The sequence below is a fragment of the Massilia sp. LXY-6 genome, assembly GCF_051233485.1.
GTDB lineage: Bacteria > Pseudomonadota > Gammaproteobacteria > Burkholderiales > Burkholderiaceae_D > Telluria.
On the sequence record NZ_JBKFGF010000015.1, the window covers coordinates 1 to 24,133 of the forward strand.

The 24,133-nt window shown below is 68.5% G+C and carries 24 protein-coding genes; 13 read left to right on the forward strand and 11 right to left on the reverse strand.

Translation table 11 applies throughout. From position 1 onward, the window contains the following. The 10 genes from nrfD to ACI48D_RS07680 all read left to right on the forward strand — a co-directional run. A partial coding sequence (nrfD, locus tag ACI48D_RS07635) for an NrfD/PsrC family molybdoenzyme membrane anchor subunit (RefSeq protein WP_435570626.1) occupies nucleotides 1-1,039 on the forward strand: 1,039 nt, incomplete at its 5' end. Then, the gene (locus ACI48D_RS07640; RefSeq protein ID WP_435570627.1) at nucleotides 1,036-1,569 is read left to right on the forward strand and encodes a DUF3341 domain-containing protein; all 534 of its coding nucleotides are present in this window, start codon (nucleotides 1,036-1,038) and stop codon (nucleotides 1,567-1,569) included. The genes nrfD and ACI48D_RS07640, both read left to right, overlap by 4 nt. Next, the gene (locus ACI48D_RS07645; protein ID WP_435570628.1) at nucleotides 1,566-2,201 is read left to right on the forward strand and encodes a c-type cytochrome; all 636 of its coding nucleotides are present in this window, start codon (nucleotides 1,566-1,568) and stop codon (nucleotides 2,199-2,201) included. The genes ACI48D_RS07640 and ACI48D_RS07645 overlap by 4 nt, the downstream gene beginning before the upstream one ends. Then, entirely contained in the window at nucleotides 2,198-3,232 is a 1,035-nt protein-coding gene (locus ACI48D_RS07650; RefSeq protein WP_435570629.1) for a hypothetical protein, read from the forward strand. The genes ACI48D_RS07645 and ACI48D_RS07650 overlap by 4 nt, the downstream gene beginning before the upstream one ends. Then, nucleotides 3,225-3,554, forward strand: coding sequence for a hypothetical protein (locus ACI48D_RS07655; protein ID WP_435570630.1), 330 nt, complete (start codon nucleotides 3,225-3,227; stop codon nucleotides 3,552-3,554). Before ACI48D_RS07650 ends, ACI48D_RS07655 begins: the two co-directional genes overlap by 8 nt. Continuing rightward, on the forward strand, nucleotides 3,551-4,396 hold the full coding sequence (locus ACI48D_RS07660) for an SCO family protein (protein ID WP_435570631.1): 846 nt from the start codon (nucleotides 3,551-3,553) through the stop codon (nucleotides 4,394-4,396). Before ACI48D_RS07655 ends, ACI48D_RS07660 begins: the two co-directional genes overlap by 4 nt. Further along, nucleotides 4,393-5,343: a cytochrome c oxidase subunit II gene (gene coxB / locus ACI48D_RS07665; RefSeq protein ID WP_435570632.1), complete on the forward strand. Its 951-nt coding sequence runs from the start codon at nucleotides 4,393-4,395 to the stop codon at nucleotides 5,341-5,343. The genes ACI48D_RS07660 and coxB overlap by 4 nt, the downstream gene beginning before the upstream one ends. After that, a complete protein-coding gene (gene ctaD, locus ACI48D_RS07670) occupies nucleotides 5,318-6,943 on the forward strand; it encodes a cytochrome c oxidase subunit I (protein WP_435570633.1) in 1,626 nt (541 codons plus the stop codon). The genes coxB and ctaD overlap by 26 nt, the downstream gene beginning before the upstream one ends. Then, entirely contained in the window at nucleotides 6,940-7,602 is a 663-nt protein-coding gene (locus ACI48D_RS07675) for a cytochrome c oxidase subunit 3 family protein (RefSeq protein ID WP_435570634.1), read from the forward strand. The genes ctaD and ACI48D_RS07675 overlap by 4 nt, the downstream gene beginning before the upstream one ends. Before the next feature lies 1 nt (nucleotide 7,603). After that, nucleotides 7,604-7,930 (forward strand): cytochrome C oxidase subunit IV family protein, encoded by a 327-nt coding sequence (locus ACI48D_RS07680; RefSeq protein ID WP_435570635.1) that lies wholly within the window; start codon nucleotides 7,604-7,606, stop codon nucleotides 7,928-7,930. Here the strand turns inward: ACI48D_RS07680 and ACI48D_RS07685 are convergent. The 9 genes from ACI48D_RS07685 to ACI48D_RS07725 all read right to left on the reverse strand — a co-directional run bounded on the left by ACI48D_RS07685 (nucleotide 7,922) and on the right by ACI48D_RS07725 (nucleotide 18,210). Then, the gene (locus ACI48D_RS07685; protein ID WP_435570636.1) at nucleotides 7,922-9,118 is read right to left on the reverse strand and encodes a family 1 glycosylhydrolase; all 1,197 of its coding nucleotides are present in this window, start codon (nucleotides 9,116-9,118) and stop codon (nucleotides 7,922-7,924) included. The genes ACI48D_RS07680 and ACI48D_RS07685 overlap by 9 nt on opposite strands. Continuing rightward, a complete protein-coding gene (locus tag ACI48D_RS07690) occupies nucleotides 9,115-10,275 on the reverse strand; it encodes an alpha-hydroxy acid oxidase (RefSeq protein ID WP_435570637.1) in 1,161 nt (386 codons plus the stop codon). Before ACI48D_RS07690 ends, ACI48D_RS07685 begins: the two co-directional genes overlap by 4 nt. Nucleotide 10,276: 1 nt before the next feature. After that, nucleotides 10,277-11,908: a GMC family oxidoreductase gene (locus tag ACI48D_RS07695; RefSeq protein ID WP_435570638.1), complete on the reverse strand. Its 1,632-nt coding sequence runs from the start codon at nucleotides 11,906-11,908 to the stop codon at nucleotides 10,277-10,279. Continuing rightward, complete coding sequence (locus ACI48D_RS07700) at nucleotides 11,908-12,534, reverse strand: gluconate 2-dehydrogenase subunit 3 family protein (RefSeq protein WP_435570639.1); 627 nt, start codon at nucleotides 12,532-12,534, stop codon at nucleotides 11,908-11,910. Before ACI48D_RS07700 ends, ACI48D_RS07695 begins: the two co-directional genes overlap by 1 nt. Continuing rightward, nucleotides 12,531-13,322 carry a hypothetical protein gene (locus ACI48D_RS07705; RefSeq protein WP_435570713.1) on the reverse strand — a complete coding sequence of 264 codons (792 nt, stop codon included), beginning with the start codon at nucleotides 13,320-13,322 and terminating at the stop codon, nucleotides 12,531-12,533. Before ACI48D_RS07705 ends, ACI48D_RS07700 begins: the two co-directional genes overlap by 4 nt. Before the next feature lie 188 nt (nucleotides 13,323-13,510). Beyond that, nucleotides 13,511-15,295, reverse strand: coding sequence for a thiamine pyrophosphate-requiring protein (locus tag ACI48D_RS07710; protein WP_435570640.1), 1,785 nt, complete (start codon nucleotides 15,293-15,295; stop codon nucleotides 13,511-13,513). After that, nucleotides 15,292-16,293 carry an SDR family oxidoreductase gene (locus tag ACI48D_RS07715; RefSeq protein ID WP_435570641.1) on the reverse strand — a complete coding sequence of 334 codons (1,002 nt, stop codon included), beginning with the start codon at nucleotides 16,291-16,293 and terminating at the stop codon, nucleotides 15,292-15,294. Before ACI48D_RS07715 ends, ACI48D_RS07710 begins: the two co-directional genes overlap by 4 nt. Nucleotides 16,294-16,424: 131 nt before the next feature. Further along, nucleotides 16,425-16,943: a lipocalin-like domain-containing protein gene (locus ACI48D_RS07720; protein ID WP_435570642.1), complete on the reverse strand. Its 519-nt coding sequence runs from the start codon at nucleotides 16,941-16,943 to the stop codon at nucleotides 16,425-16,427. An 88-nt stretch (nucleotides 16,944-17,031) separates the two neighbouring features. Beyond that, nucleotides 17,032-18,210 (reverse strand): GNAT family N-acetyltransferase, encoded by a 1,179-nt coding sequence (locus tag ACI48D_RS07725; protein WP_435570643.1) that lies wholly within the window; start codon nucleotides 18,208-18,210, stop codon nucleotides 17,032-17,034. 31 nt (nucleotides 18,211-18,241) lie between these two features. On the opposite strand from ACI48D_RS07725, the gene ACI48D_RS07730 reads away from it, so the two are divergent. The 3 genes from ACI48D_RS07730 (at nucleotide 18,242) to ACI48D_RS07740 (ending at nucleotide 21,134) form a co-directional block, all read left to right on the forward strand. Further along, entirely contained in the window at nucleotides 18,242-20,311 is a 2,070-nt protein-coding gene (locus tag ACI48D_RS07730; RefSeq protein ID WP_435570644.1) for an NAD(+) synthase, read from the forward strand. 25 nt (nucleotides 20,312-20,336) lie between these two features. Further along, nucleotides 20,337-20,675 carry a P-II family nitrogen regulator gene (locus ACI48D_RS07735; protein ID WP_435570645.1) on the forward strand — a complete coding sequence of 113 codons (339 nt, stop codon included), beginning with the start codon at nucleotides 20,337-20,339 and terminating at the stop codon, nucleotides 20,673-20,675. A gap of 90 nt (nucleotides 20,676-20,765) precedes the next feature. Then, on the forward strand, nucleotides 20,766-21,134 hold the full coding sequence (locus ACI48D_RS07740) for a response regulator (protein ID WP_435570646.1): 369 nt from the start codon (nucleotides 20,766-20,768) through the stop codon (nucleotides 21,132-21,134). On the opposite strand, the gene ACI48D_RS07745 is transcribed toward ACI48D_RS07740, so the two are convergent. Both ACI48D_RS07745 and ACI48D_RS07750 read right to left on the reverse strand, forming a co-directional pair. After that, complete coding sequence (locus ACI48D_RS07745) at nucleotides 21,112-21,717, reverse strand: trimeric intracellular cation channel family protein (RefSeq protein WP_435570647.1); 606 nt, start codon at nucleotides 21,715-21,717, stop codon at nucleotides 21,112-21,114. The two genes, ACI48D_RS07740 and ACI48D_RS07745, sit on opposite strands and share 23 nt — an antisense overlap. A gap of 78 nt (nucleotides 21,718-21,795) precedes the next feature. Continuing rightward, nucleotides 21,796-24,012, reverse strand: coding sequence for an ATP-binding protein (locus tag ACI48D_RS07750; protein ID WP_435570648.1), 2,217 nt, complete (start codon nucleotides 24,010-24,012; stop codon nucleotides 21,796-21,798). Nucleotides 24,013-24,133 lie beyond the last annotated feature (121 nt).

The following is a 24,133-nucleotide window of genomic DNA, read 5'->3' on the forward strand; positions in this document are numbered from 1 at the left end:
CCGCTTCGCCGAGGCGATGACCCTGTTCGCCGCCAGCATCGCCGGCATCTTCCCGATCCTGCACCTGGGCCGGCCCTGGTTCTTCTACTGGCTGGTGCCGTATCCGAACGTGATGAACGTGTGGCCGCAGTGGCGCAGCCCGCTGGTGTGGGACTTCTTCGCGATCGCCACCTACCTGTCGGTGTCGCTGCTGTTCTGGTACGTGGGCCTGATCCCCGACCTGGCCACCTTGCGCGACCGCGCCGGCGCGCGCGGACAGCGCGGCGCGCAGGTCGCCTACGGCCTGCTGGCGCTGGGCTGGCGCGGCGAGGCCCGTCACTGGGCACGTTTCGAACGCGCCTACCTGCTGCTGGCCGGGCTGGCCACGCCGCTGGTGGTGTCGGTGCACACCATCGTCTCGCTCGACTTCGCGGTCGGGAACACGCCCGGCTACCACTCGACGATCTTCCCGCCGTATTTCGTGGCCGGGGCGCTGTTCTCGGGCTTCGCCATGGTGCTGACCCTGGCGATTCCGCTGCGCGCCGCCTTCGGGCTGCAGGATTTCATCACCGGCAAGCACCTCGCCAACGCCGCCAAGGTGCTGCTGGCGACCAGCTGGATGGTCGGTTACGGCTACCTGGCCGAGATCTTCACGGCCTTCTACAGCGGCGATAAATACGAGATCTACATGACGCTCAACCGCTGGACCGGGCCGTACGCACCGGTCTACTGGAGCATGCTGAGCTGTAATATCCTGCTGCCGCAGCTGCTGTGGTGGCGCCGCCTGCGCCAGAGCGTGCTGGCGCTGTTCGTGCTGAGCCTCGCCATCAACGTCGGCATGTGGATGGAGCGCTTCCTGATCGTCGTGTCCTCGCTGCACCGCGACTTCCTTCCTTCCGCCTGGGGCATGTTCTATCCAACGCGCTGGGACTGGATCACGCTGTTCGGCTCGATCGCGCTGTTCGTCTGGCTGTTCCTGCTGTTCGTGCGCTTCCTGCCGCTGATCTCGATGGCCGAGATGCGCGAGCTGGTGCGCGACACGGCGAAAGGAAAGGCATGAGCGCGCACATGTACGGCCTGCTGGCCGAATTCCCGAATGCCGACGCGCTGTGCGCCGCCGCGAAACAGGCGCGCGAGCACGGCTACACCCGCGCCGAAGCCTATAGCCCGTTCTCGATCGAGGGCCTGGACGAGGTGCTCGGCAGCGTCCCCGACCGGGTGGCATTCTGGACGCTCGTCGGCGGCCTGTTGGGCGGGGCCGGCACCTATTTTTTGCAATGGTATGCGGCGGTGGTCGACTACCCGATCAACGTCGGCGGCCGACCGCTGCACAGCTGGCCGGCCTTCATCCCGGCCACCTTCGAAATCACCATCCTCGGCGCGGCGGTGGCGGCGGTGCTGGCGATGCTGATCCAGAACGGCCTGCCGCGCCTGTACCACCCGCTGTTCGAGGTCGCGGAATTCGAGCTCGCCAGCCGCAACCGCTTTTTCCTGTGCCTGCCCGCGCACGACCCGGTGTTCGCGCCCGGACCGGCGCGCGCGCTGCTGGAGGACTTGCAGCCGATGCTGCTGCGCGAGGTGCCGGGATGAGGACCCGCATTGGCGCGATGATGCTGTTTGCATTGCTCAGTGGCCTGCTCAGTGGCCTGCTGAGTGGCTGCGAACGGGCCAAGCAGGACATGTACGACCAGCCGCGCTATAAAACCTTTTCCGCCGCCACGCTGTTCCCGGATGGCGCCAGCGCGCGCACGCCGCCGCCCGGCACCCAGCCGCGCGCGCGCGGCGCCTTCGCCGACAGTTCGGGCGGGCGCGCGGGGGCGCAAGCGGTGCAGGCCGACATCGCCGCCGAGCAGGCGCAGTCGAACCCCTATCCGGTGGACCTGCGCCTGCTCGAACGGGGGCGCGAGCGCTACATGATCTACTGCATGCCCTGCCACAGTCCGCTGGGCGACGGCGACGGGCTGGTGGTGCGGCGCGGCTTCCCGGCGCCGCCCACCTATCACCAGGAGCGGCTGCGCAAGGTGCCCGACCGCCACATCTACGACGTGATCACGCAGGGCTACGGCGTGATGGTGCCTTACGCCGACCGGGTCGAGCCGGCCGACCGCTGGGCCATCGTGGCCTTCATCCGCGCCCTGCAGCTGAGCCAGAACGCGCCGGCCGGCAGCCTGCCGCCGGAGCTGAAGGCGCGCCTGGACGCGCAGCCGGGGGCTGCACCATGAACCGCAACGCGATCCTGATCGCCGCCGCGTGCGTGCTCGCGGTCCTGTGCTGGTTCGGCTGGCGCATGGACCCGCGCGCGCTGCTGGCGGGCTACCTGGCGGTGTGGTGGTTCGTCACCGGGGCGCTGCTGGGCGGTCTGGCCAACGTCTGGCTGCACCAGCTGACCGGCGGCGCCTGGGGCGAGACGATCCGCACGCCCTTGCTGCGGGCCGCGCGCTGGCTGCCGCTGGCCTGCCTGCTGTTCCTGCCGGTGCTGGCCGGCATGCACCTGCTGTACCCGTGGGCCGGCACGCAGGCGCTGGAACCGGACACCGCCTTCCGCCGCTGGTGGCTGGCGCCCGACGCCTTCGCCGTGCGCAGCGTGGCCTACCTGCTGTTGTGGAGCCTGCTCTCCTGGATCGAACTGCGCGCCCGCCACCAGTCGGCACCGCGCGCCGCCGCCTGCCTGCTGGCCTACGCCTTCTCGAGCGGGCTGGCGGCCGTCGACTGGATCATGTCGCTGCAGCCGGAATGGTATTCGAGCGTGTTCGGCTGGCTGGCCGGCACCGGCCAGATGCTGACCGGGCTGGCGCTGGCGGTGCTGCTGATCGACCGCGACGCCATGCGTGCGCGCCTGCCCGACCTCGGCAACCTGTTGATGATGTACGTGATGACCTGGGCCTACCTGGCCTATGTGCAGTTCCTGATCATCTGGGCCGCCGACCTGCCGCGCGAGATCTCCTGGTACCTGCGGCGCGACAGCCTTGGCTGGCGCACCGTCGCCTGGAGCCTGCTGGCCCTGCACGGTGCCGGGCCGATCGCGATCCTGCTGTCGCGCCACGCCAAGCAGGCGCCGCGCCTGATGGGCGGGCTGGCGGCGCTGCTGATGGCGGCGCACCTGCTCGACTGCTGGTGGCTGGTGCTGCCGTCGGTGCATGGATTGACGGCCGGCTGGGCCTGGCCGGCGGCGCTGCCGGCGCTGGGCGCCGCAGTGCTGGCCTGGCTGGCGCTGCGTGGCGCGCTCACCAAGGGGAGGGAAGTCCATGCCTGAGCACGACGACGGCATCCACCTGCGCGCGATCCGGCGCGGGGCGCTGGCCATCCTGGGCGGCATCGTGTTCGCCGTGGCTGGTTCGTGGTGGCTGCTGCATCGCCTGGGACCGGCCCCGAATACCGCGCGGCCGCCGGCGGCGATCCCGGCGCCGCGCCTGCAGCCGGCGCCGCAGGATGAGCGCGCCGCCTACTTCGCCGAGAAGGAGCGGCGCCTCGGCAGCACCGGCTGGGTCGACCGTGGCGCCGGCATCGCCCACATTCCGCTGGAGGCGGCGATGCGGATGACGGCGGAAGCTGCCCGAGGGGAGCGCAAGCCATGAGCCGCGCCTTGCCCATCCGCGCATCGCTGATCCTGTTCCTGGCGCTGGGCTGGGGCTGGAGCCCGGCCGGTGCCCAGGCACTGCGCCTGCCGCCGCAGCCGGTGGCCAGCTTCGCACCAAGCGTCGGCGCGCGACTGCCGCTGGATGCCGTGCTGCGCGACGAAGCCGGCGCGGCGCTGCCGCTGGGCGCCCTGTTCGGAGGCGCGCCGGTGGTGCTGGTGCCGGGCTACTACAGCTGTCCGAACCTGTGCAGCACCCTGTTCGAAGGCGTGCTGCAGGCGCTCGCGCTGAGCGGCATGGCGCCGGGCAGTTACCGCCTGGTCGGCTTCTCGATCGATCCGCGCGACGGCGCCGCGGCGGCGACGGGCAAGCGGCGCGCCTACGCCGCGCTGCTGCCGGGCGGCGTGGCCGACCTGCGCATGTTGACCGGCGATGCCACGGCGCTGGTGCGGATCGAGGCTGCGCTGGGCTACCGTGCGCCGCGTGACCCGGCCAGCGGCGAATTCGCGCACGCGGCCGGCTTCGTGGTGGCCGACGCCGCGGGGCGGATCGTGCAGTACTTCCCTGGCGTGCGCTTCGAGCCGGCGGCGCTGCGCACGGCCCTGGCGGCGGCACGCGAGGGCAGCAGCAGTAACAGCAGCGGCGGCGAACAGAAATCGCTGGGCGAACGCCTGCTGCTGCTGTGCACCCACTACGACCCGGCCGTGGGCCAATACAGCGGCGCGGCAATGGCGTCGGTGCGGGCCGGCGTGCTGCTGGCGGTCCTGGGCATGGGCGGTGCGGCGTGGCGCTTCGCGCGGCGCCGGCGCCCGTCCCGCGCCGTGAAAGGGGGCAGGCCGTGAGCGCACCGTTCTACCTGCTGCCGCCCGACGGCGCCGAGTCCGCGACCCGCCTCGACAACCTGGCGCTGTGCCTGCTGCTGCTGACCGGCGCGGTGGCGCTGGGCGTGCTGGCGATGATGATCGGCTTTTGCGTGCGCTACCGCGCCGCGTCGGATGCGCCGCGCGGCCATCCGCCCGCCAAGGGGCGCGCCATCGAGATTGCCTGGACCGTGATTCCGCTGCTGCTGTTCCTCGGCCTGTATGCCTGGGGCGCGGTCGACTACATCTCGCTGTACCGGCCCGACCCGGCCGCCACCCCGGTGTTCGTGGTGGCCAAGCAGTGGATGTGGAAGGCCGAGCACCGCAACGGCCGGCGCGAGGTCGGCCAGCTGCACCTGCCGCTGGGGCGCCCGGTGCGCGTGGTGCTGACCTCGCAGGACGTGATCCACAGCTTCTTCGTGCCGGCCTTCCGCATCAAGCAGGACGCGGTGCCGGGGCGCTACACCTCGATCGGCTTCACCCCCAGCCGGGCCGGCGAATACGAACTGTTCTGCGCCGAGTTCTGCGGCACCGAGCACGCGATGATGACCGGGAAGGTGGTGGTGCTGCCCCCGAACGAGTACGCGCGCTGGCTGACGGAAGGGCCGCGCCAGCCCGGCATGGCCGAACGCGGCTTCGCGCTGTTCCGCAGCTACGGCTGCAGCGGCTGCCACGCCGCCGGCTCCAGCGTGCATGCGCCGGACCTGACGAACCTGCTGGGCCGGCGCGTGCACCTGCAGGACGGCCGCGAGCTGGTCGCCGACGAGGCCTACGTGCGCGATTCCATCCTGGTGCCGCGCAAGGACGTGGTGGCGGGCTACGAACCCATCATGCCTTCCTTCGCCGGCCAGATCGGCGAGGAAGACCTGCTGGCGATCATCGAATACATCAGAGAGAGCGGACATGACCAGCGCACAGAGCGACCTTGAGCTCGAAGAAAAGGGAACCACCGCCGGCAGCAGCTACCTGGCCGAGGGCTTCACCATATGGTCCTGGCTGAGCACGCGCGACCATAAACGCATCGCCTTGCTGTACGGGGTGTCGATCACGCTGTTCTTCTTCCTCGGCGGGATTGCGGCCGCCATCATCCGGCTCGAACTGGCCACGCCGCAGGGCGACCTGGTCAGCGCCGACACCTACAACAAGCTGTTCACCGCGCACGGCGTGATCATGGTGTGGCTGTTCCTGATCCCGTCGATTCCCTCGGTGCTCGGCAACTTCCTGATGCCGCTGATGATCGGCGCGCGCGACCTGGCCTTTCCGCGCCTGAACCTGGCCAGCTGGTACCTGTACATCGCGGGTGGTGCCACCATCCTGTGGGCGCTGCTGGCCGGCGGCGTCGATACCGGCTGGACCTTCTACACCCCGTTCTCGACCATGTTCTCGAACTCGCACGTGGTGCTGTGCCTGACCGGGGTGCTGGTGGTCGGCTTCTCGTCGATCCTGACCGGCCTGAACTTCATCGTGACGGTGCACACCATGCGCGCGCCGGGGATGGGCTGGTTCCGGCTGCCGCTGTTCGTCTGGGCCAACTACGCGACCTCGGTGATCCTGGTGCTGGCGACGCCGGTGCTGGCCATGACCCTGGTGCTGGTCGCGATCGAGCGCCTGTTCCAGGTCGGGATCTTCGACCCGGCGCTGGGCGGCGATCCGCTGCTGTTCCAGCATCTGTTCTGGTTCTATTCGCACCCGGCGGTCTACATCATGGTGCTGCCGGCGATGGGCGTGGCCAGCGAGATCATTCCCTGCTTCGCGCGGCGGCCCGTGTTCGGCTACCGCTTCATGACCTACGCGATCCTGGCGATCGGCGTGATCGGCTTCCTGGTCTGGGGCCACCACATGTTCGTCAGCGGCCAGTCCGTGTACGCGGGCATGGTGTTCTCGCTGCTGTCCTTCATGGTGGCGGTGCCGTCCGCGATCAAGGTGTTCAACTGGACCGCCACGCTGTACAAGGGCCGCATCAGCTTCAGCGCGCCGATGCTGTACGCGCTCGGCTTCGTCGGCCTGTTCACGATCGGCGGCCTGACCGGCCTGTTCCTGGCCGCGCTGGCGCTGGACGTGCATCTTTCGGATACCTATTTCGTGGTCGCCCACTTCCACTACATCATGGTTGGGGGCTCGGTGATGGCCTACCTGGGCGCCATCCACTTCTGGTGGCCGAAGATCACCGGGCGCATGTACTCGGAAGCCTGGGGCAGGCTGGCCGCGGTGATCATCTTTGCCGGCTTCAACCTGACCTTCTTCCCCCAGTACCTGCTGGGCTATGCCGGCATGCCGCGCCGCTACCACAGCTATCCGGAAGAGTTCCAGCTGCTGCACGTGCTGTCCTCGGCAGGCGCGGTGACGCTGGCGGTCGGCTACCTGCTGCCGCTGGGCTACCTGGCCTGGTCGCTGCGCTACGGCCGCGCGGCGCCGCCGAACCCCTGGCAGGCCACCGGGCTCGAATGGCAGACGGCTTCGCCACCCCCGGTCCACAATTTCGCCCAGCCGCCGGTGGTGGTGCGCGGCCCTTACGCCTATACGCCATGAGTGCGGTCCAGCGCCCCCACGCCGAGCAGTTCAGCAGCCGCGAGCAGCAGACCTTCGCCGGCACCTTCGGCATGTGGGTCTTCATCGCCAGCGAACTGCTGTTCTTCGGGCCGCTGCTGTTCGGCTACCTCTACCTGCGCGTGCACTATCCGCAGGCCTGCGCCGCCGCCAGCCGCCACACCGACTTCCTGCTCGGCACCGCCAACACCGCCGTGCTCCTGACCAGCAGCTTCGTGATGGCGCTGGCCGGCCACGCCGCCGAGGCCGACCGGCGCCGGCACGCGGCACGCCTGCTGGTGGGGGTGGCGGTGCTCGGCATCGCCTTCCTCGTCATCAAGGGCGCCGAATACCATGCCGAATTCCAGGAGCACCTGTTCCCCGGCTGGGGCTTCCGGCCGGAGCGGGGCGGCCATCCGCAGGACCTGCCCGGCATGCAACTGTTCTTCCTGCTGTACTTCGCCCTCACCGGGCTGCATGCGCTGCACCTGACGATCGGCATCGCGGTCTGCCTGGCGCTGGCCTATGGGCTGCGTCGCCCGCTGCCTTCCGGGCCGTCCGGCGAGGCGGTCGAATACGCCGGCCTGTACTGGCACTTCGTCGACCTGGTCTGGATTTTCCTGTATCCGCTGCTGTACCTGATCGGCAGGGCGGGGAGCTAGCATGGAGCGCCGCACCCGACCCCTGGTCCTGACCTGGCTGGCGCTGCTGGCCCTGCTGGCGATCAGCGCCACCACGGTATGGATTCCGCTCGGCTGGATCAATACCGCGATCGGCCTGGCGGTGGCGACCGTGAAGGCGCTGCTGGTGGCGATCGTCTTCATGCGTCTGCGCGCGGGGCATCCGCTGCTGCGGCTGACGGCGCTGGCCGGCCTGGTGACGCTGGCCCTGCTGTTTTTCCTGTCCGGCACCGACTATGCCACCCGCAGCGCGGTGCCGGCACCATGGCAGCAGCCGTCCACCGAGGCGGCGCCGCTGGGCTCATCTTGAAACGGAGCCGAGGCGGGACGACCAGTCTGCGATCAGCTTGCCGTAGGCTTCTCCAACCGGGCGAATCTTGCGGTCCAGGTCGAACAGCCCGCGCGGGTTGACCACGCCGCGCTGTTCGCGCAGCTCGATATCCCAGTCGACCTGGTCGGTGATCGAGTACCAGGTGAAGCCGGTCACCGCCACGCCGGCGCGTTTCAAGCCGCGCACCAGCGCCCATTGCTTCTCGAGCCAGCCGCAGGCCTCGGTGCCGTGCGGGCCCTGGTCGCGATTGGTCTCGGTGTGCATCAGCGGCAGGCGGTAGCGCTCGACGTATTCCCTGGCGATCACCGCAAAGCCCAGCAGCTCGTCGACCGGCCGCATGCTGCCGTCGGCATCGACGTGGTGCTCGTTCGAGCGGTAGTAGTCGGTGCCGAGGATGCAGTGGCGGCGTAGGGCGTGGGTCTCGAAGAAGCGCAGCTCGTCTTCGCTCATCCCGTTGTCCAGCACGAAGCTGCGCAATGCCGGTTCGAGCGCGCGCCCGTAGTTGAGGTCGAGGGAGAGGAAGCGCCGCAGGTTGCGCGTTTCCGCGATCGGCTCGGCGCCGGGCGAACTGGCGTGGAAGTATTCGCTCGACTCGCTCTGGATGAACAGCGCGTCCGGACGGGCGGCCCGGATCGCGTGCATGGCCAGCTGGTTGGCCTTGACCAGGTGCTTGATGGCGCTGACGTAGGCGCGTTCGTCGCTCAGCTGCTCGTTCCAGAAGCCGTACAGGGCGGAAAAGCGGGCGCAGACATACATCTCGTTGACCGGAGTGAACATGCGGATCCACGGATAGCGCCGTGCGAATTCAGAGGCATAGCGCGCGAACAGCTCCGGGAAATCCGGATTCTGGAAGTTGCCGATCCAATCCGGCACGCCGAAGTGGCACAGGTCGGCGATCGGGGCGATACCGAGCCGCTGGAGTTCGGCGAAGGCCTGGTCGGCGAAGGCCCAGTCGTAGCGGTCCGGCCCCAGCCAGCTGCGGTGCAGCGGTATGCCGTAGCGCAGGGTGCGGATTCCGAGCTGGGCCGCCAGCGCGAAGTCGGTGCGCCAATGCCGGTAGTGGCCGCATTCCTCCATCTGGTCGCGCCGGATCTTGCCGTGGCCGATGGTCGGGTTGCTGTTCTCGATCCCGCTGGCGAACATGAATGGGGGCGGCTGCAGGGTCATCGCCGTGCTCCCAATGGCGGCTGGGCGGTGACCACGCCGGGCGGCACCTCGGACACGCTGGACAGGCCGGCCAGCATCATGCAGTCCTGCAGCTCCTGCTCGAACAGCTCCAGCGCGCAGTGCACGCCGTCGCGGCCTTTCGCCGCCAGGCCGTACAGGCAGGCGCGCCCGCTCAGGCAGGCGTGCGCACCCAGGCCGAGCGCCTTGACGATGTCGCCGCCGGTGCGGATGCCGCCGTCGAACAGGACTTCGATGCGGCTGCCCACCGCTTCGACGATCTGCGGCAGCACCGAGATCGAGGACGGCGCGCTGTCCAGCTGGCGCCCGCCGTGATTCGAGACGATGATGGCGTCGGCGCCGACCTCGAGCGCGCTGCGGGCATCGTCCGGATGCATCACGCCTTTCAGGATCAGCTTGCGCGGCCATTCCTTTCGCACCCAGCGCACGGTATCGAGGTCGAAGGTCGGGTCGAACTGCTCCTCGATCCACTTCGACAGCGAACCGACCGACTTGCCGGCCTCGATCTCGTGCTCCAGGTTACCGAAGTTGTGCCGCTTGCTTCCCGCCATGCCGGCCAGCCAGCGCGGGTGCGTCAGCATCTCGAGCACGTTCCTGGGCGTCAGCCGGGGCGGCACCCCGAGCCCCTCCTTCTCGTCGGCCCAGCGCTTGCCCTGCGTGTGCAGGTCGATGGTCAGCACCAGCGCCGAACAGTTGGCCTTGTCGGCGCGGCGGATCAGGCTTTCGTTGACGCGCTGAGCCTTCATGAGGTAGAGCTGGAACCAGAACGGCTTGCCGGTGGCCTCCGCCACGTCTTCGATCGAGTTGATCGAGCAGGTCGACAGGCAATAGGGCACGCCGTAGTCGGCGGCGGCGCGCGCGGCCTCGCATTCGCCGTTCGGCCACATCAGCCCGGCCAGCCCGGTCGGACCGACCGCCAGCGGGATGCGTGCCGGATCGCCGGCCATCGTGGTGGCGGTGTCGCGCCGGGCCACGTTGCGCAGGCTGTGCTGGCGCAGCGCCAGGGCGCGCATGTCGTCCAGGTTGCGCTGCAGGGTCAGCTGCTGCTCGCTGCCGCCGTGGATGTAGTCGAACAGCACTGAGGGCAGGCGCTCGCGGGCCAGGGTTTCGAGGTCGAAGATGCTGGCGATTTTGCTCATGTCAGAGTTCTCCACGTGCGCCGAGGGTCCGGATGCGGTCGCCGATGCGGCAGGCCAGCGCCTGGATCGTAAGGGAAGGGTTGACCCCGCCGCAGGTCGGGAACAGCGAGCCGTCGCAGATCCACAGGTTGCGCACGTCCCAGCTGCGGCCGTCCCGGTCGACCACGCTGGTCCCGCGGTCCGCCCCCATGCGGCAGGTGCCGAGGATGTGGCTGGTGTCCTCGCTGGTCCACAGGTCGTGGCCGCCGGCCGCTTCCAGCATCCGGCCCATGTAGCGGCGGGCGTGCTCCTGCATGCGGCGGTCGTTGTCCGAATACGCGAACTCGACACGGGCGACCGGCAGGCCGTGGCGGTCGCGCTCGTCGGCCAGGGTGACCCGGTTCTCGAAGCGCGGCTCGGTTTCGGCCACCGCCACCAGGCCGCTCATGTGGTTGTAGTCGAGCATGGCTTCGCGCAGCGCCATGCCCCACAGATTGCGCGAAGTCGTCACCAGCTGGGCCCACGCGCGCGGCAGCGGGCCCTGGCTCATGAAGGCATAGCCGCCGTCGAAATCCTTGCCGTCGTCGGTGTAGTTCCAGTGCTCGCACACGGCCATGTTGGGCGGCCCCTTGTTCCAGCGGATTTCCTCGTCGAAGCGCGCCCACACGCCCGGCCCGGCATGGGTCGTCAGGTGGGTGCCGACCAGGCCGGAACTGTTGGCCAGGCCTTGCGGGAAACGCGCGCAGGCCGAATTCAGCAGCAGCCGCGGGGTTTCGATCGCATAGCCGGCCACCACCACGTTGCGCGCGCGCTGGAAGCGCCATGCGTCGCTGCGCCGGTAGTGCACGCCGCTCGCCAGGCCGTTCGCATCGAGCTCGATGCGGCCGGCCATCGCCAGGTCGCGCACCTCGGCGCCGGCGCGCAGCGCGCGCGGGATCCACACCACCAGCGCGCTCTGCTTGGCATTCGTCGAGCAGCCAAAATTGCAGAAGCCGCGGTAGACGCAGGGCGGCGACTTGCCGCGCGGCGCCGAGACGGTCGCCAGCGGCACCGCCGACCAGGCCACGCCCATGCGTTCGGCGCCGCGCGCCAGCACCAGCCCGGCCGCGTTCATCTCGTGCTCGCGGTAGGGATAGCGGCGGTGCGGCGGCCCCCACGGGTAGCGCAGCGGACCGGCAATCGCCAGCGCGCGCTCGGCTTCCTCGTAGTAAGGCGCCAGTTCGTCATAGGTGATCGGCCAGTCGAGGCCATAGCCGAGCAGGCTGCGGGCGCGGAACCACTCGGGACGGAAGCGCAGCGAGATCATGCTGAAATGGACGGTGGAGCCGCCCACGCCCCAGCCGGAATTGTTGCCGCCGAGGGCGATCGGGTCAAGCCCGCCGGTCAGGCGTTCTTCCAGCCAGTACAGCTGCTGCTGGGCTTCCTCGTCGGAGGCGAAGTCTTCGAGCGGGCGCCAGAACGGCCCGGCTTCGAGCACGACCACGGAAAAGCCGGCTTCGGCCAGTTTGCAGGCGAGGGTGGCGCCGCCTGCGCCGGCGCCGACGATCGCGAAGTCGACGGCGTCATCGTCGCGGTATTCGCGCATCGGCATCCAGCCGCCGCGCTCGAACACGTCCGGTGCGCGGCCGTCTCCGGTGCGTGGCCGCCGTTCCATCAGCGCACCTCGCGGTCCTGCTGCGCCTCGCGTGCCTCCCAGGGGTCGCGCCGGTCGAGGCCGAGGCGCACATAGCCGCGCGGGCTGGCCGGCCCGCCGAAGCCGATCTCGTTCCAGGCCCAGGGGTGCGCGTAATAGATGCCTGCCGCGGTCTTCAGCAGCATTTGGGTGAAGAAGCGCTGCGGGTGCACGGCCTGCCACAGCGGCGAGCGGGCCTCATTCTCGGCCAGCGCCTGCAGCAGCGCGTCCTGGGCGTCGGTATCGAGCGCCGCGAACTCCCGTCCGTGGCGCAGGCGCGTTTCGTCGGCGAGGGCGGCCAGGCCCTGGCGCCACGCGTCGCGCAGCGGCGGCATGTCGGGATGGCGGAAGCCTTCGCCCAGGTTGTCGTGCAACATCGCGTCGATCCAGGGCGTGATCGGGATCGGCTCGGCGCGGTCCGGCTGGGGCAGCAGGCGCCGGTTGACCGCTTCCAGCAGTTCCCACTCGGCGGGGTCGAGGAAGCGGCGCGGCGGGACTCCCTTCAGGCGCTGCGCCAGGACCTGCCGGGTCGTGTCGTCGAAGGACGGACTGTCCCATTTGGCCAGCACGTCGTAGCCGGGGTAGCGCGCGCTTGTGCTCATGCTCATGCGGCCTCCCGCTGCGTGCCGTCGCGCCCCTGCCGTGCCGACGGACCGAGCGCCAGCGCGGCGCGGCCGGCCAGCGCCAGCGCGGTAAAGCTGGGCGGGGCCGGCAGCGGCGGGCCGCTCAGCACATTCTGGCTCCAGTTGCGCCAGCCGCCCATCTGGCGCGCGATGCCGCGCGCGTGCAGGGCGACCCCGGCCACCCCCAGCCAGGCGGTGGCCGCCAGCCAGACTTGCGCCAGGCGCTCGAGCCGCGGCGAAGCGGCAGGCGGACGCGTGGCGCTTGCGGCCAGCAGCGCGGCGCCGACCGGCGGCAGGCTGACCGGCAGCCACATCGCCGGGTTGTGGTAGGCACCGCGGAAATGCAGCAGGGCCGCCTCCAGGCTGGTGCCGGCCAGTCCGGCCGCCGTCAGCAGGCCCAGGGCGCGGCCACGCGGCAGGCGCGCCAGGGTCGGTGCGCCGCGCCCGACCTTGCCCGCGGCCAGCCCCAGCAGGCCGGCCAGCGAGAGCGCCGCCGGCGCCCCCAGCGGGGCGGCATAGAACAGGTTGGCCCAGGACAGGCCGCCGGGCCGGCGCAGCACGTTGTAGACGTGGAAACCCAGGCCCGCCGCGCCGACCGCGCAGGCGGCGCCGAAGGGCAGCGGCGATGCCGGGCGGGCCGGCCGGCGCGCGGCCCGGGCGGCGCCGGCCAGCGCCAGCGCGGCGCTCGCCAGCGGGGCAAACATGCCGGGATTCTCGAAGCCGCCGCGGTAGTGTTCGAGCGCGCTGTCGCTCAGCACCGAGGCGGCCAGCATCGCGGACGACAGGTAGAGCTGGCCGGCGGCGCCGTCTTGGGGATTGGCGACGCGCGGCAGTGTGGATGGCAATCGCGGCTGCAGGCGTGGCTGGCGGCGCGTGGCCAGCACCGCCGCCAGCGTCAATCCGAGGGCGGCGGCGCCGAGCGCACGTGCCGCCGGGCTCGTCTCCGCCTGCGCCGCAAGGTTCACGATTTATCCTTGGGCAGGATGCCGCTCAGCACCTGTCGCGCCACCCCGGCCAGCATCGAGCCTTCCTTCGGATCGCCCTTGACGACGGTCTCCATGAAGGATTTCGCCTGTTCCAGCGTGATGTGCGAGGGCAGCGGCGGCACCTCGGGGTCGGTCTTGAATTCCAGCACCACCGGGCGGTCGGCGGCCAGGGCCTCGCGCCAGGCGATGGCGACTTCTTCCGGGTTGTCGCAATAGATGCCCCTCAGGCCGATCAGCTCGCCAAACTTGTGATAGGGAACATCGGGGATCTTCTGCGTGGCCTCGAACTTCGGATCGTCTTCCATCACGCGCTGCTCCCAGGTCACCTGGTTCAGATCGCCGTTGTTGAAGACGCAGACGATCCAGCGCGGATCCTGCCACAGGCGCCAGTACTTCGACACGGTGATCAGCTCGGCCATGTTATTCATCTGCATCGCGCCGTCGCCGACCATGGCGATCACCGGGCGGCCCGGATGGGCGAACTTGGCCGCGATCGCGTACGGCACCGCCGCGCCCATCGAGGCCAGCCCGCCGGACAGCGAATACATCTGGCCGCGCTGCACCCGCAGGTCGCGCGCATACCAGTTGGCGCAGGAGCCGGAGTCGCTGGTGACGATGGCATCGGCCGGCAGCTGCGGCGACAGTTCCCAGGCCACGCGCTGGGGGTTGATCGGGTTGGCCCGCACCAGTGCGCGGTTCTCGAGCAGCTTCCAGGAGTCGCGCACCTCGCCTTCGACGTGGCGGCGCCAGTCGTCGCTTTTCTGGTCCAGCAGGGGCAGCAGCAGGCGCAGGGTCTCGGCGCTGTCGCCGTGCAGGTTGACTTCGGCCGGATAACGGATGCTGAGCATGGTTGGATCGATGTCGATCTGCACCGCGCGCGCCTTGCCTTCCTCGGGCAGGAACTCGGCGTAGGGAAAGCCGGAGCCGATCATCAGCAGGGTGTCGCAGTGCGTCATCATCTCCCAGCTGGCCTTGGTGCCCAGGATGCCGATCGAGCCCGTGACCCAGGGCAGGTCGTCGGGCAGGGCGGCTTTCCCCAACAAGGCCTTCGCGGCGCCGGCCTGCAGGCGGTCGGCCACGGCGATCACTTCGTCGGTCGCGTGCAAGGCACCGGCGCCGACCAGGATCGCCACCTTCTTGCCGGCGTTCAGGACCTCGGCCGCACGGCGCAGGTCCACCTCGTGCGGCACCACGCGCGGTTTCGCGTAGCCGATGCCGGACTGGACCGAGCCGTGCTTGCGCGGCGGGTCTTCGTAGGGCAGTTCCTGCAGGTCGCCCGGGAGGATCAGCACGCCGACGCCGTTGCGGCCGAGCACGGTGCGCATGGCGCGGTCGACCAGGTGCCGCACCTGCGACGGCGCCTCGGCTTCGTAGACGTAGTCGGCCACGTCCTGGAACAGCCGGTCCAGGTTCAGTTCCTGGGTGTAATGCGCGCCGCGCGCGGTGCGCGGGGCCTGGCCGCAGATCGCCAGCACCGGCATGTGGTCCATCTTCGCATCGTACAAGCCGGTGACCATGTGGGCCGCGCCTGGACCACCGGTCGACAGGCAGACCCCGGGCTCGCCGGTGAACTTGGCGTGCGCGGACGCCATGAAGGCCGCCATCTCTTCGTGCCGCACCTGGATGAATTCGATCTTGCGCTTGGAGCGCTGGAGGGCGCCCAGCACCCCGTTGATGCCGTCGCCAGGGTAGCCGAAAATGGTGCGCACGCCCCAGTCGTACAGACGTTCGACGAAAAAATCACCGACGGTCTTGCTCATCCTCTCCTCCTGTTAGTCAATGCGTACAGGCCGGCGCCCAGCGCGGCCCCGGCCCACAGCCAGCCGCGGTGCTTCGCCGCCCAGAATTCCGGGCTGACCTTCCAGGCGCCGCGGTCGAAGCTGCCATGGGCGGCGAACGGCCCCGGCACCGGCTTCCACAGGTTGTTCGGCCGGTCGGCCGGAATCGGTTCATCGGTCTGCTGTCCGGCGATGCCGGTGCGCGCCAGGTAGCGGTCGAGCAGGTGCGGGATGAATTTCTCGGCCAGCACCGCGCCCAGGGTCGGGTAGCCGACGCAGATTTCGGCGCGGCGCGAGTGTGCCGCCCAGTAGATGGCGCGGCCGGCGACTTCGGGCTGGTAGCAGGTGCCGGTCGGCTTCGGGTGGCGGGTCAGGGTGGTCTTGCACCACTCGAACTGCGGCGTGTTCACGCCCGGCATGTCGACGATCACCAGGTGGACCTTGCTGTGCTCGTGTTCGAGTTCGGTGCGCAGCGATTGCGTGAAGCCCTTGATCGCATGCTTGGCGCCGCAGTAGGGCGACTGCAGGGGGATCGAGCGGTAGGCGAGGGCGGAGCCGACCTGCAGGATGGTGCCGCGGTCGCGCGGGCGCATGCGCTTGAGCGCGACCATCGTGCCCCACACGAAGCCGTGGTAGGTCACGTCGGTGACGCGGCGGAAGTCTTCGGGGGCGATGTCGGCGAAAGGTGCGAACATGGTCGCCATCGCATTGTTGACCCAGATGTCGATCGGGCCGAGTTCCCGTTCGGCGCGCTCGGCCGCGGCTTCGACCTGGGCATGGTCGGCGGTGTCGGTGACGATCGCGATGGCGTGCGGCGAACCCAGGCGTTCCGCTTCTGCCCGGGCCGCTTCGAGCCGTTCGGGCTCGCGCGCCAGCAGGGCGATCCTGGCGTGGCTGCGGGCAAATTCACGGACCGCTGCGCGCCCGATACCCGCGCTCGCACCGGTGATCACGACCACTTCCTCCGTTCGATCCGGCATGGCTTTCCCCGCGTTGGCTAGGAGGGGAAAAGCTTAGCACCAAGCGCCCGAAGGCCGCGTCCATTATGTTCGTGCAAATGTATCGGTGACGGCAAGCATCGTCGCTTGCTGAGCAGATCGAGCGGACGGCTTTAGTGCGTGCGCTTGAGCACCACTTCGGCCGAACCGCCGCTGGACGCGGCAGGCGTGACCCACTTCAGCTCATCCCGGTTGATGCTGAACGGTCTCTTCTGCTCAATCCCGTTCCAGTTCGGGAAAGTGCTGGCTTCGATATGAAAAGTAAGGGTCTTGTCGGCTTCATTGACTTCGTATCTGCCGAAGTGAGCGATGGATCCTTGCGCGACAGCCTTGTATTCGTCATTCGTGCCCTGGTTACGGTTGCCGGAGGCGAACTTCGGTTGACCGGATCGGCTTGTCATCAAAACATAATTACCATTGCGGTCGAACATGACCCGGCCTTGGGGTGCAGGTCCGAACAATGGCACTCTGCTCCCATCCGGCCGGATGTTATCTACCGAAACGTATGTCCACGTTCCGACAATTTGTTCCTTCAGCGATTTCTGCTGCGCGAACGCGGCGTTGGAGAAAGTGCCCGCGACGAGAAAACACAGCATCGCTGCATGAACAGGGGGCTTGCTGGACGGCTTCATGATCGGCTCGCTCGGAATCTGTGAGGACTTCCGTATTTTGCGACCGTTTTGGCGCTAAATCCAGGTCAGTCTGTCGGATTTACTTTGTTCAAGTCGGATCCCTGGGCATATGGGCGGCTGATACCGTTTTGAATGGATTGCGGTCGTTCAGCTCGTCGATATAGTCGTCGATCCCGCCGCTTTCCCGCTCCAGGAAGCGCTCCACCGCATCCGCGAACGAGGGATGCGCCAGCCAGTGCGCCGACCAGGTCCGGGTCGGCAGGAAGCCGCGCGCCATCTTGTGCTCGCCCTGGGCGCCGCCTTCGAACACCTGGATGCCCTGTTCAATGCAGAATTCCAGCGGCTGGTAGTAGGCGGTCTCGAAGTGCAGGCAGGGCACGTGCTCGAGCGCCCCCCAGTAGCGGCCGTACAGGGTGGTGGCATCGTGCACGACCAGCGAGGCGGCGATCGGGGCACCGTTCCGTTCTGCGATGACGAGCAGGAGGTTCGAGGGCATCTCACGCCCGATGCGGCGGAAGAAGTCCAGGTTCAGGTAGGGCTTCGAGAAATGTTCGGCGTAGGTGTGGCGGTAGCAGCGCGTGAAGAAACGCCAGTCCTCATCCGTGATGGCGTCCCCGCGCACCCGCCGCAGCGTCACACCGGCTTCCCGCACCTTGCGGCGCTCGGCGCGGATATTCTTGCGCTTTTTCTGTTCCAGCGTGGCCAGGAATTCGTCGAAGGAGGCGTAGCCGGCATTCATCCAGTGGAACTGCACGCCGCTCCTCAGCAGGTAGCCGGCATCAAGCAACTGCTGCGCCTGCTCGTCGGGCGGGAACAGGATATGGGTCGAGGACACGCTTGATGCCTGCTGGGTCGCCCGCAGTACCTCGACCAGGGCGGCGCGCGCGGCCTCGTCGCGGGCCAGCAGGCGCGGACCCGTTACCGGGGTGAACGGAATCGCGCACAGCAGCTTGGGGTAGTAGTCCAGGCCGTTGCGCTGGTAGGCGTCGGCCCAGGCCCAGTCGAACACGTATTCGCCGTAGGAATGGCCTTTCACGTACAGGGGCAGGGCGGCGGCCAGCCGCTCATCTTCACCCGCGCCGTCATACAGGGCGATGAACTGCGGCTGCCAGCCGGTTTCCGGGCTGGCGCTGCCGGATTCGTGCAGGGCGTGCAGGAAGGCATAGGACAGGAAGGGGTTCGGCCGATCCTGCTGGGCCAGCAGCCCGTCCCAGGCCGCTTGCCCGATCTCGGATAGGGAGGAAGCGATATGCGTGCGATAATTCAAGATGACTTCCGAATAGTGAAAAGCTGAACAAATGGATAAGCGATTCTTCAACCTGTACTCGCACGATTTCGCGCGCGTTGCCGTCGCCAGTCCGCGTTGCCGGGTGGCCGATCCGGCGTTCAATGTCCAGGAAACGCTCAAGCTGGCGCGCGAAGCGGCTGACCGCGGCGCCGTGCTGGTCGCGTTCCCGGAACTCGGCCTGTCCGCCTATACCTGCGACGACCTGTTCCACCAGCGCGCGCTGCTCGGCGCCGTGCTCGACGCGCTGGCCGAGGTGGTCGACGCCTCGCGTTCGCTGCCGCTGGCCATGGTGGTCGGCGCGCCGCTGCGCGTCAACCACGTGCTGTTCAACTGCGCGGTGGTGGTGGCCGGCGGCCGCATCCTGGGCGTTGTGCCGAAAAGCTACCTGCCCAATTATGGCGAATTTTACGAAAGCCGGCAGTTCAGTGCTGCGGACAACGCCGCCGTCGACCGGATCACGCTGCTAGGCCAGGACGTGCCCTTCGGTCCGGAGCAGCTGTTCGAGCTGGAAAATATGCCGCTGTTCCGCTTCCACGTCGAGATCTGCGAAGACGTCTGGGTGCCGGTGCCGCCGTCCTCGTTCGCCGCCCTGGCCGGGGCGACGGTGCTGGTCAACCTGTCGGCCTCGAACGTGGTGGTGGGCAAGAGCGGCTACCGGCACCAGCTGGTGAGTCAACAGTCGGCGCGCTGCCTGGCGGCCTACCTGTACACTTCGGCCGGCCTGGGCGAATCGACCACCGACATGTCCTGGGACGGCCAGTCGCTGATCTACGAAAAGGGCGACCTGCTGGCCCAGTCCGAGCGCTTCCTGCAGGACTCGCACCTGATCTTTGCCGACGTCGACCTCGAGCGGCTCTCGGTCGACCGCATGCATACCACCACCTTCGCCCAGTCGGTGCGCCGGCATGCCGCCGAGGTCGAGCGGTTCCGCACCCAGCGCTTCAGCCTCGAACTGCCGCTGGACAAGGACTTGCCGCTGGCGCGCACCATCGAGCGCTTCCCCTACGTGCCGGCTGCGGCCGCCCGGCGCGACGAGCGCTGCACCGAGGTCTACAACATCCAGGTCCAGGCCTTGCTGCAGCGCCTGCAGTCGTCCGGCCACGAGAAGGTCGTGATCGGCGTCTCCGGCGGGCTGGACTCGACCCATGCGCTGCTGGTCTGCGCTAAGGCCATGGACCGCCTCGGCCTGCCGCGCTCCAACATCCTGGCCTATACCATGCCCGGCTTCGCCACCAGCGAGCGCACGCTGCGCCAGGCGCGCGCGCTGATGGAAGCGGTCGGCGCCACCGCCAGCGAGATCGACATCCGCCCCAGCTGCATCCAGATGCTGAAAGACCTCGGCCACCCGTATGCGGAAGGACGGGAAGAGTACGACGTCACCTTCGAGAACGTGCAGGCGGGCGAGCGCACCAGCCACCTGTTCCGGCTGGCGAACCACCACCACGCGATCGTGATCGGCACCGGCGACCTGTCGGAGCTGGCGCTGGGCTGGTGCACCTATGGCGTGGGCGACCACATGTCGCACTACAATGTGAACGCCAGCGTGCCGAAGACGCTCATCTCCCACCTGGTGCGCTGGGTGGCCGACACCCACCAGATCGGCGACACCGGCTCCGACGTCCTCATCAGGGTGCTGGAAACCGAGATCAGTCCCGAACTGGTGCCGGGAAAAACCGGCACCGGAAAAGAAGAGGGCAAGCCGGCCCAGGTGACGGAAGACTTCATCGGCCCTTACGAGCTGCAGGACTTCAACCTGTATTACACGCTGCGCTACGGCTTCGAGCCGACCAAGGTCGCCTTCCTTTCCTGGAGCGCCTGGCACGACCGCGGCGTGGGGCCGTGGCCGGAAGGCGGCAGTCCGGCGCGCAACGAGTATGGCCTGGCGGCGATCAAGAAGAACCTCGGCATCTTCCTGTGGCGCTTCTTCAAGACCAGCCAGTTCAAGCGCTCCTGCGTGCCGAACGGGCCCAAGGTCGGCAATGGCGGTTCGCTGTCGCCGCGTGGAGACTGGCGCGCGCCCAGCGATTCGGAAGCCACGGTGTGGATGCAGCAGCTGGAGCAGATCCCCGACGAGGGATGATAGATAACCTGAAAGGAGAAAGACGATGAAACAAATTACCTGCGTGATCAAGCCCTTCAAGCTGGACGAGGTACGCGAAGCGCTGGCCGAAGTGAACGTCACCGGCCTCACCGTTACCGAGGTCAAGGGCTTCGGGCGCCAGAAGGGCCACACCGAGCTGTATCGCGGTGCCGAGTACGTGGTCGACTTCCTGCCCAAGGTGAAGATCGAAGTGGTGGTCGACGATGCCATGACCGAGCAAGTGGTGGACGCCATCATCAAGGCCGCGCGCACCGGCAAGATCGGCGACGGCAAGATCTTCGTGCAGGAGGTCGAGCAGGTGGTCCGCATCCGTACCGGCGAGACCGGCCCGGACGCGGTCTGAGCCGCCGCCGATGTGAGCACATCCGCTTGTCGTTTCGATCATGCTCGTGTTACATTCTACTTTTGAAATGTCACATAGGCCGGGACCACATTGAAGCACATCCTGATAGTCGACGATGAAGAAGCGGTAGGTTACGTCTTCGAACGCTACCTGGCTATCAAGGGTTACCGCGTGTCGGTGGCCACCAGCGGCGAACAGGCGCTGGAGGCCTGGGGGGCCGCCCGGCCCGACCTCGTCATTACCGACTACAAGATGCCGGGCATGAACGGCGACGAGCTGCTGCGGCGCCTGCGTGCGCTCGATCCCACGCTTCCCGCCGTGATGATCTCGGCCAATCCGACCGACGTCGGTCCGATCCCGGCCGGGGTCGCGTTCTTCGCCAAGCCGGTCTCGCTCGATACCCTGGCCGAGCATCTCGACGCCATTCTCCGACGCTTCAGCGGCCCACCTGCAGGTTGAACTTCCAGGTCAGCAGGCGCAGGCCGCTGATGAACAAGGCGCTCGACCACAGCGCGAATTCCCTGGGCACCCCATACATCCCCATCAGCAGGAACAGCCAGCTGCCGAGGAAGGCGCAGATCGCGTAGGGCTTGCCGTCGCGGAAGACCATCGGCACTTCGTTGCAGACGATGTCGCGCAGCACCCCGCCGAAGATGCCGGTAATCACCCCCATCATCGAGGCGATAAACAGCGGCATCTGGGCTTCCAGCGCCGCCGACACCCCGGCCACCGAGAACAGCCCGAGTCCGAAGGCGTCGGCGATCACGATCAGGCGTTCGGAAACGATGTGGCGCAAAGTCCGCATCAATGGCGACGCCACCAGGGCCAGCACGAAGATCAGGATCGCGTATTCCTGGTGCTGGACCCAGAACAGCGGGCGCCGGTCGAGCAGGATGTCGCGCAGGGTGCCGCCGCCGAACGCGGCGATGAAGGCGACGGTGAACACGCCGACCAGGTCCATGCGCTTGCGGCGCGCCTCGATGAAGCCGGAGAACGCAGCGACCAGGACTGCGGTGATTTCGATGACGGTGACCAGTCTCATGCAAGGTGGGCAAATGGCGATGTTGCTAGACTAACATGCCAAGCCCGACAGCAGTGACCGGCTTGATCCGTGGCCGGATCACTCTTCAAGTGCGAGCGGCAGGCGCACCGTGAACACCACCCGTCCGCCGCTTGCGCCTGCGCCGCCGGCTTCATGACGGTAGGCGATCTCGCCGCCGTGCTCGCGCACGATCTGCTGGGCGATGTACAGGCCCAGGCCCATGCCGGTACGGTTGCGCGGGTTGTTCAGCGAGCTGCGCTTGAAGGGGTTGAACAGGCCGGATTCGATCTCGTGCGGGATCGGCGCACCCGCATTGGCGACCACGATGGCGGCCTGGCCGTCTTCGTGGCGCAGGCGGACCTCGATCGGCTGGTTCGGCTCGCCGTGGTGGCGGGCATTGCTCAGCAGGTTGGACAGCACCTGGCCCAGGCGGCCGCCGTCGGCCATCACCACCGCCGGGTCGTCGATGCGCAGCGCGTACACGATGGTCGGGTAGGCCAGCTGCGCTTCCTCGACCATGTCCTGGACCAGCGCCGCCAGGTCGACCGGGACCAAGGCCACGCCGAGCTCGAGGCCGCGGTCGATGCGGCTCATGTCCAGCACCTGGCCGATCATGCGCTGCATGCGGTTGCTGGACGACTGGATCCGGCGGCCCAGCGTTCCGCTTTTGTTGCCGGCGTCGGTCTTTTCCAGCACCATGCCGGCCATGTTGATCGAGTGCAGCGGGTCGCGCAGGTCGTGGCCCAGCATCGCCAGCAGCTGGGCGCGCGTGGACTCCGTCTGGGCGCGGCGCGCGTTCGAGACGCGTGCCAGCTCGCCCAGTGTCATGCGGGCATGGGTCAGCACCCCGTCCTCCCATGGGTGGGCGCAGCCGCGCACGGTTTCGATCCAGGCCTCGAAGGAGCCGCGCGGGGTCAGGCGCTCGCCCATCGGGCCGCACTGGCTCTTGTCGGGCTTGCCGCCCCAGGCGACCCTCTCGACCTGTTCGGGGCGCAGCAGCACGCACCAGCCCTCGCTGGGCGGGTCGAAGGGCAGGCCGAGCATGCCGGTCCATTTGCCCAGGCTGGCGCGCGCCTGTTCCGGCCAGTCGTCCAGGCAGTGGCGCGCCAGCAGCTCGTGCGCGCCTTCCGGCAGCGTGGCGACGATCGCTTCGCCGCAGGCTTGTTCGATGCCGCGGCACACGACCCGGCCGTACTGGGTGGCGACCAGGGCTTGCGCATCGGTCGATGCCATGAGCCCGTCGGCATGCTGGACCAGGGTTTCGAGCGGATCCTCTTCCAGCAGCAGCGATTCGACCAGGCTGGTGCGCACCGCGGCGGCGCGCCCGACCAGCTCGGCGTCCTGGCGCGATTCCAGGCCCTGGAGCGTCGACGCGATCACCTGGGCCAGCACGTCGGCCGCCATGCGGATCGAGTAGGGCACGCGCTTCGGGCCCATGTGGTGGCAGGCGAGCAGGCCCCACAGGCGGCCGTTGATGACGATCGACACGCTCATCGAGGCGCCTACGCCCATGTTCTGCAGGTATTCGATGTGGATCGGCGAGACGCTGCGCAGCACCGCCTGGCTCATGTCCAGCGCCGCGCTGCCTTCCATGCCGAGCAGGGGCACGGCGTGGTAGGTGACGTCGGCGATCATGCGCAGGGTATTCAGCACGTACAGGCGGCGCGCCTGCGGCGGGATGTCGCCGGCCGGATAGCGCTGGCCCAGGTAGGGCGTCAGGTCGTCGCGGCGTGCCTCGGCCACCACGTCGCCGCTGTCGTCGGCGCGGAAGCGGTAGGCCATCACGCGGTCGAAGCCGGTGAATTCGCGCACCTGGCGCACGGCGGTCTCGAGCAGGGCGTCGACGGTCTTCTGACGGCGCAGGCGGTCGATCGAGCCGTGCGCCTTGATGGCGAACTGGGCGACGGTGTCGGTGGCGAGCTCGCGCGCCTCGAATTCGGCGATCGCTCGGCCCTGGTACGCGTGCACCACGCAGTCGTATTCGGCGTCGCCGATGACGATCGCGGCGACCATCGGCGCGGCCTCGCCTTCGCTCATGCCGTCCAGGCATTCACGGACCAGTTCGGCAACCTCATCGGGCAGGCCGAGTCCGGTGTACGGGCGGCCGGGTTCGAGCGGGAGCGCGAGCGTGGCGGCGGCGTTTTCGCTCCAGCCTTCGAGCTCGCCAGCGGCGCTGAAGAAGATCAGGGCTCCGTGCGGCTGGATCGAGCCCGGGACGTGGATCGGTTCATCTGCACAGTTGAGCAGGTCGACACGCCGCGGGGCGCCCATCGGCACTGGAGGTCGGGACTTCAATTCGCATCGTTCCTTGGTATGCAGGGCCAGGGCGGCCACTGTGTCAGGCGCATCTTACCGCTTTCGCCTGGCGCACGCGGTGCGTTCGCCAACAGAACGCAACAGGAAGGAGATTCCGACG

Coding starts and splice junctions, on each gene's coding strand:
- ACI48D_RS07640 (WP_435570627.1), top strand. CDS start 1,036: ATGAGCGCGCACATGTACGGCCTGCTGGCCGAATTCCCGAATGCCGAC.
- ACI48D_RS07710 (WP_435570640.1), bottom strand. CDS start 15,295: ATGAGCAAGACCGTCGGTGATTTTTTCGTCGAACGTCTGTACGACTGG.
- ACI48D_RS07745 (WP_435570647.1), bottom strand. CDS start 21,717: ATGAGACTGGTCACCGTCATCGAAATCACCGCAGTCCTGGTCGCTGCG.
- ACI48D_RS07650 (WP_435570629.1), top strand. CDS start 2,198: ATGAACCGCAACGCGATCCTGATCGCCGCCGCGTGCGTGCTCGCGGTC.
- ACI48D_RS07715 (WP_435570641.1), bottom strand. CDS start 16,293: ATGCCGGATCGAACGGAGGAAGTGGTCGTGATCACCGGTGCGAGCGCG.
- ACI48D_RS07685 (WP_435570636.1), bottom strand. CDS start 9,118: ATGACCCTGCAGCCGCCCCCATTCATGTTCGCCAGCGGGATCGAGAAC.
- ACI48D_RS07700 (WP_435570639.1), bottom strand. CDS start 12,534: ATGAGCATGAGCACAAGCGCGCGCTACCCCGGCTACGACGTGCTGGCC.
- ACI48D_RS07705 (WP_435570713.1), bottom strand. CDS start 13,322: ATGCTGGCCGCCTCGGTGCTGAGCGACAGCGCGCTCGAACACTACCGC.
- ctaD (WP_435570633.1), top strand. CDS start 5,318: ATGACCAGCGCACAGAGCGACCTTGAGCTCGAAGAAAAGGGAACCACC.
- ACI48D_RS07730 (WP_435570644.1), top strand. CDS start 18,242: ATGGATAAGCGATTCTTCAACCTGTACTCGCACGATTTCGCGCGCGTT.
- ACI48D_RS07735 (WP_435570645.1), top strand. CDS start 20,337: ATGAAACAAATTACCTGCGTGATCAAGCCCTTCAAGCTGGACGAGGTA.
- ACI48D_RS07660 (WP_435570631.1), top strand. CDS start 3,551: ATGAGCCGCGCCTTGCCCATCCGCGCATCGCTGATCCTGTTCCTGGCG.
- ACI48D_RS07645 (WP_435570628.1), top strand. CDS start 1,566: ATGAGGACCCGCATTGGCGCGATGATGCTGTTTGCATTGCTCAGTGGC.
- ACI48D_RS07695 (WP_435570638.1), bottom strand. CDS start 11,908: ATGGAACGGCGGCCACGCACCGGAGACGGCCGCGCACCGGACGTGTTC.
- ACI48D_RS07655 (WP_435570630.1), top strand. CDS start 3,225: ATGCCTGAGCACGACGACGGCATCCACCTGCGCGCGATCCGGCGCGGG.
- ACI48D_RS07720 (WP_435570642.1), bottom strand. CDS start 16,943: ATGAAGCCGTCCAGCAAGCCCCCTGTTCATGCAGCGATGCTGTGTTTT.
- ACI48D_RS07680 (WP_435570635.1), top strand. CDS start 7,604: ATGGAGCGCCGCACCCGACCCCTGGTCCTGACCTGGCTGGCGCTGCTG.
- ACI48D_RS07690 (WP_435570637.1), bottom strand. CDS start 10,275: ATGAGCAAAATCGCCAGCATCTTCGACCTCGAAACCCTGGCCCGCGAG.
- ACI48D_RS07675 (WP_435570634.1), top strand. CDS start 6,940: ATGAGTGCGGTCCAGCGCCCCCACGCCGAGCAGTTCAGCAGCCGCGAG.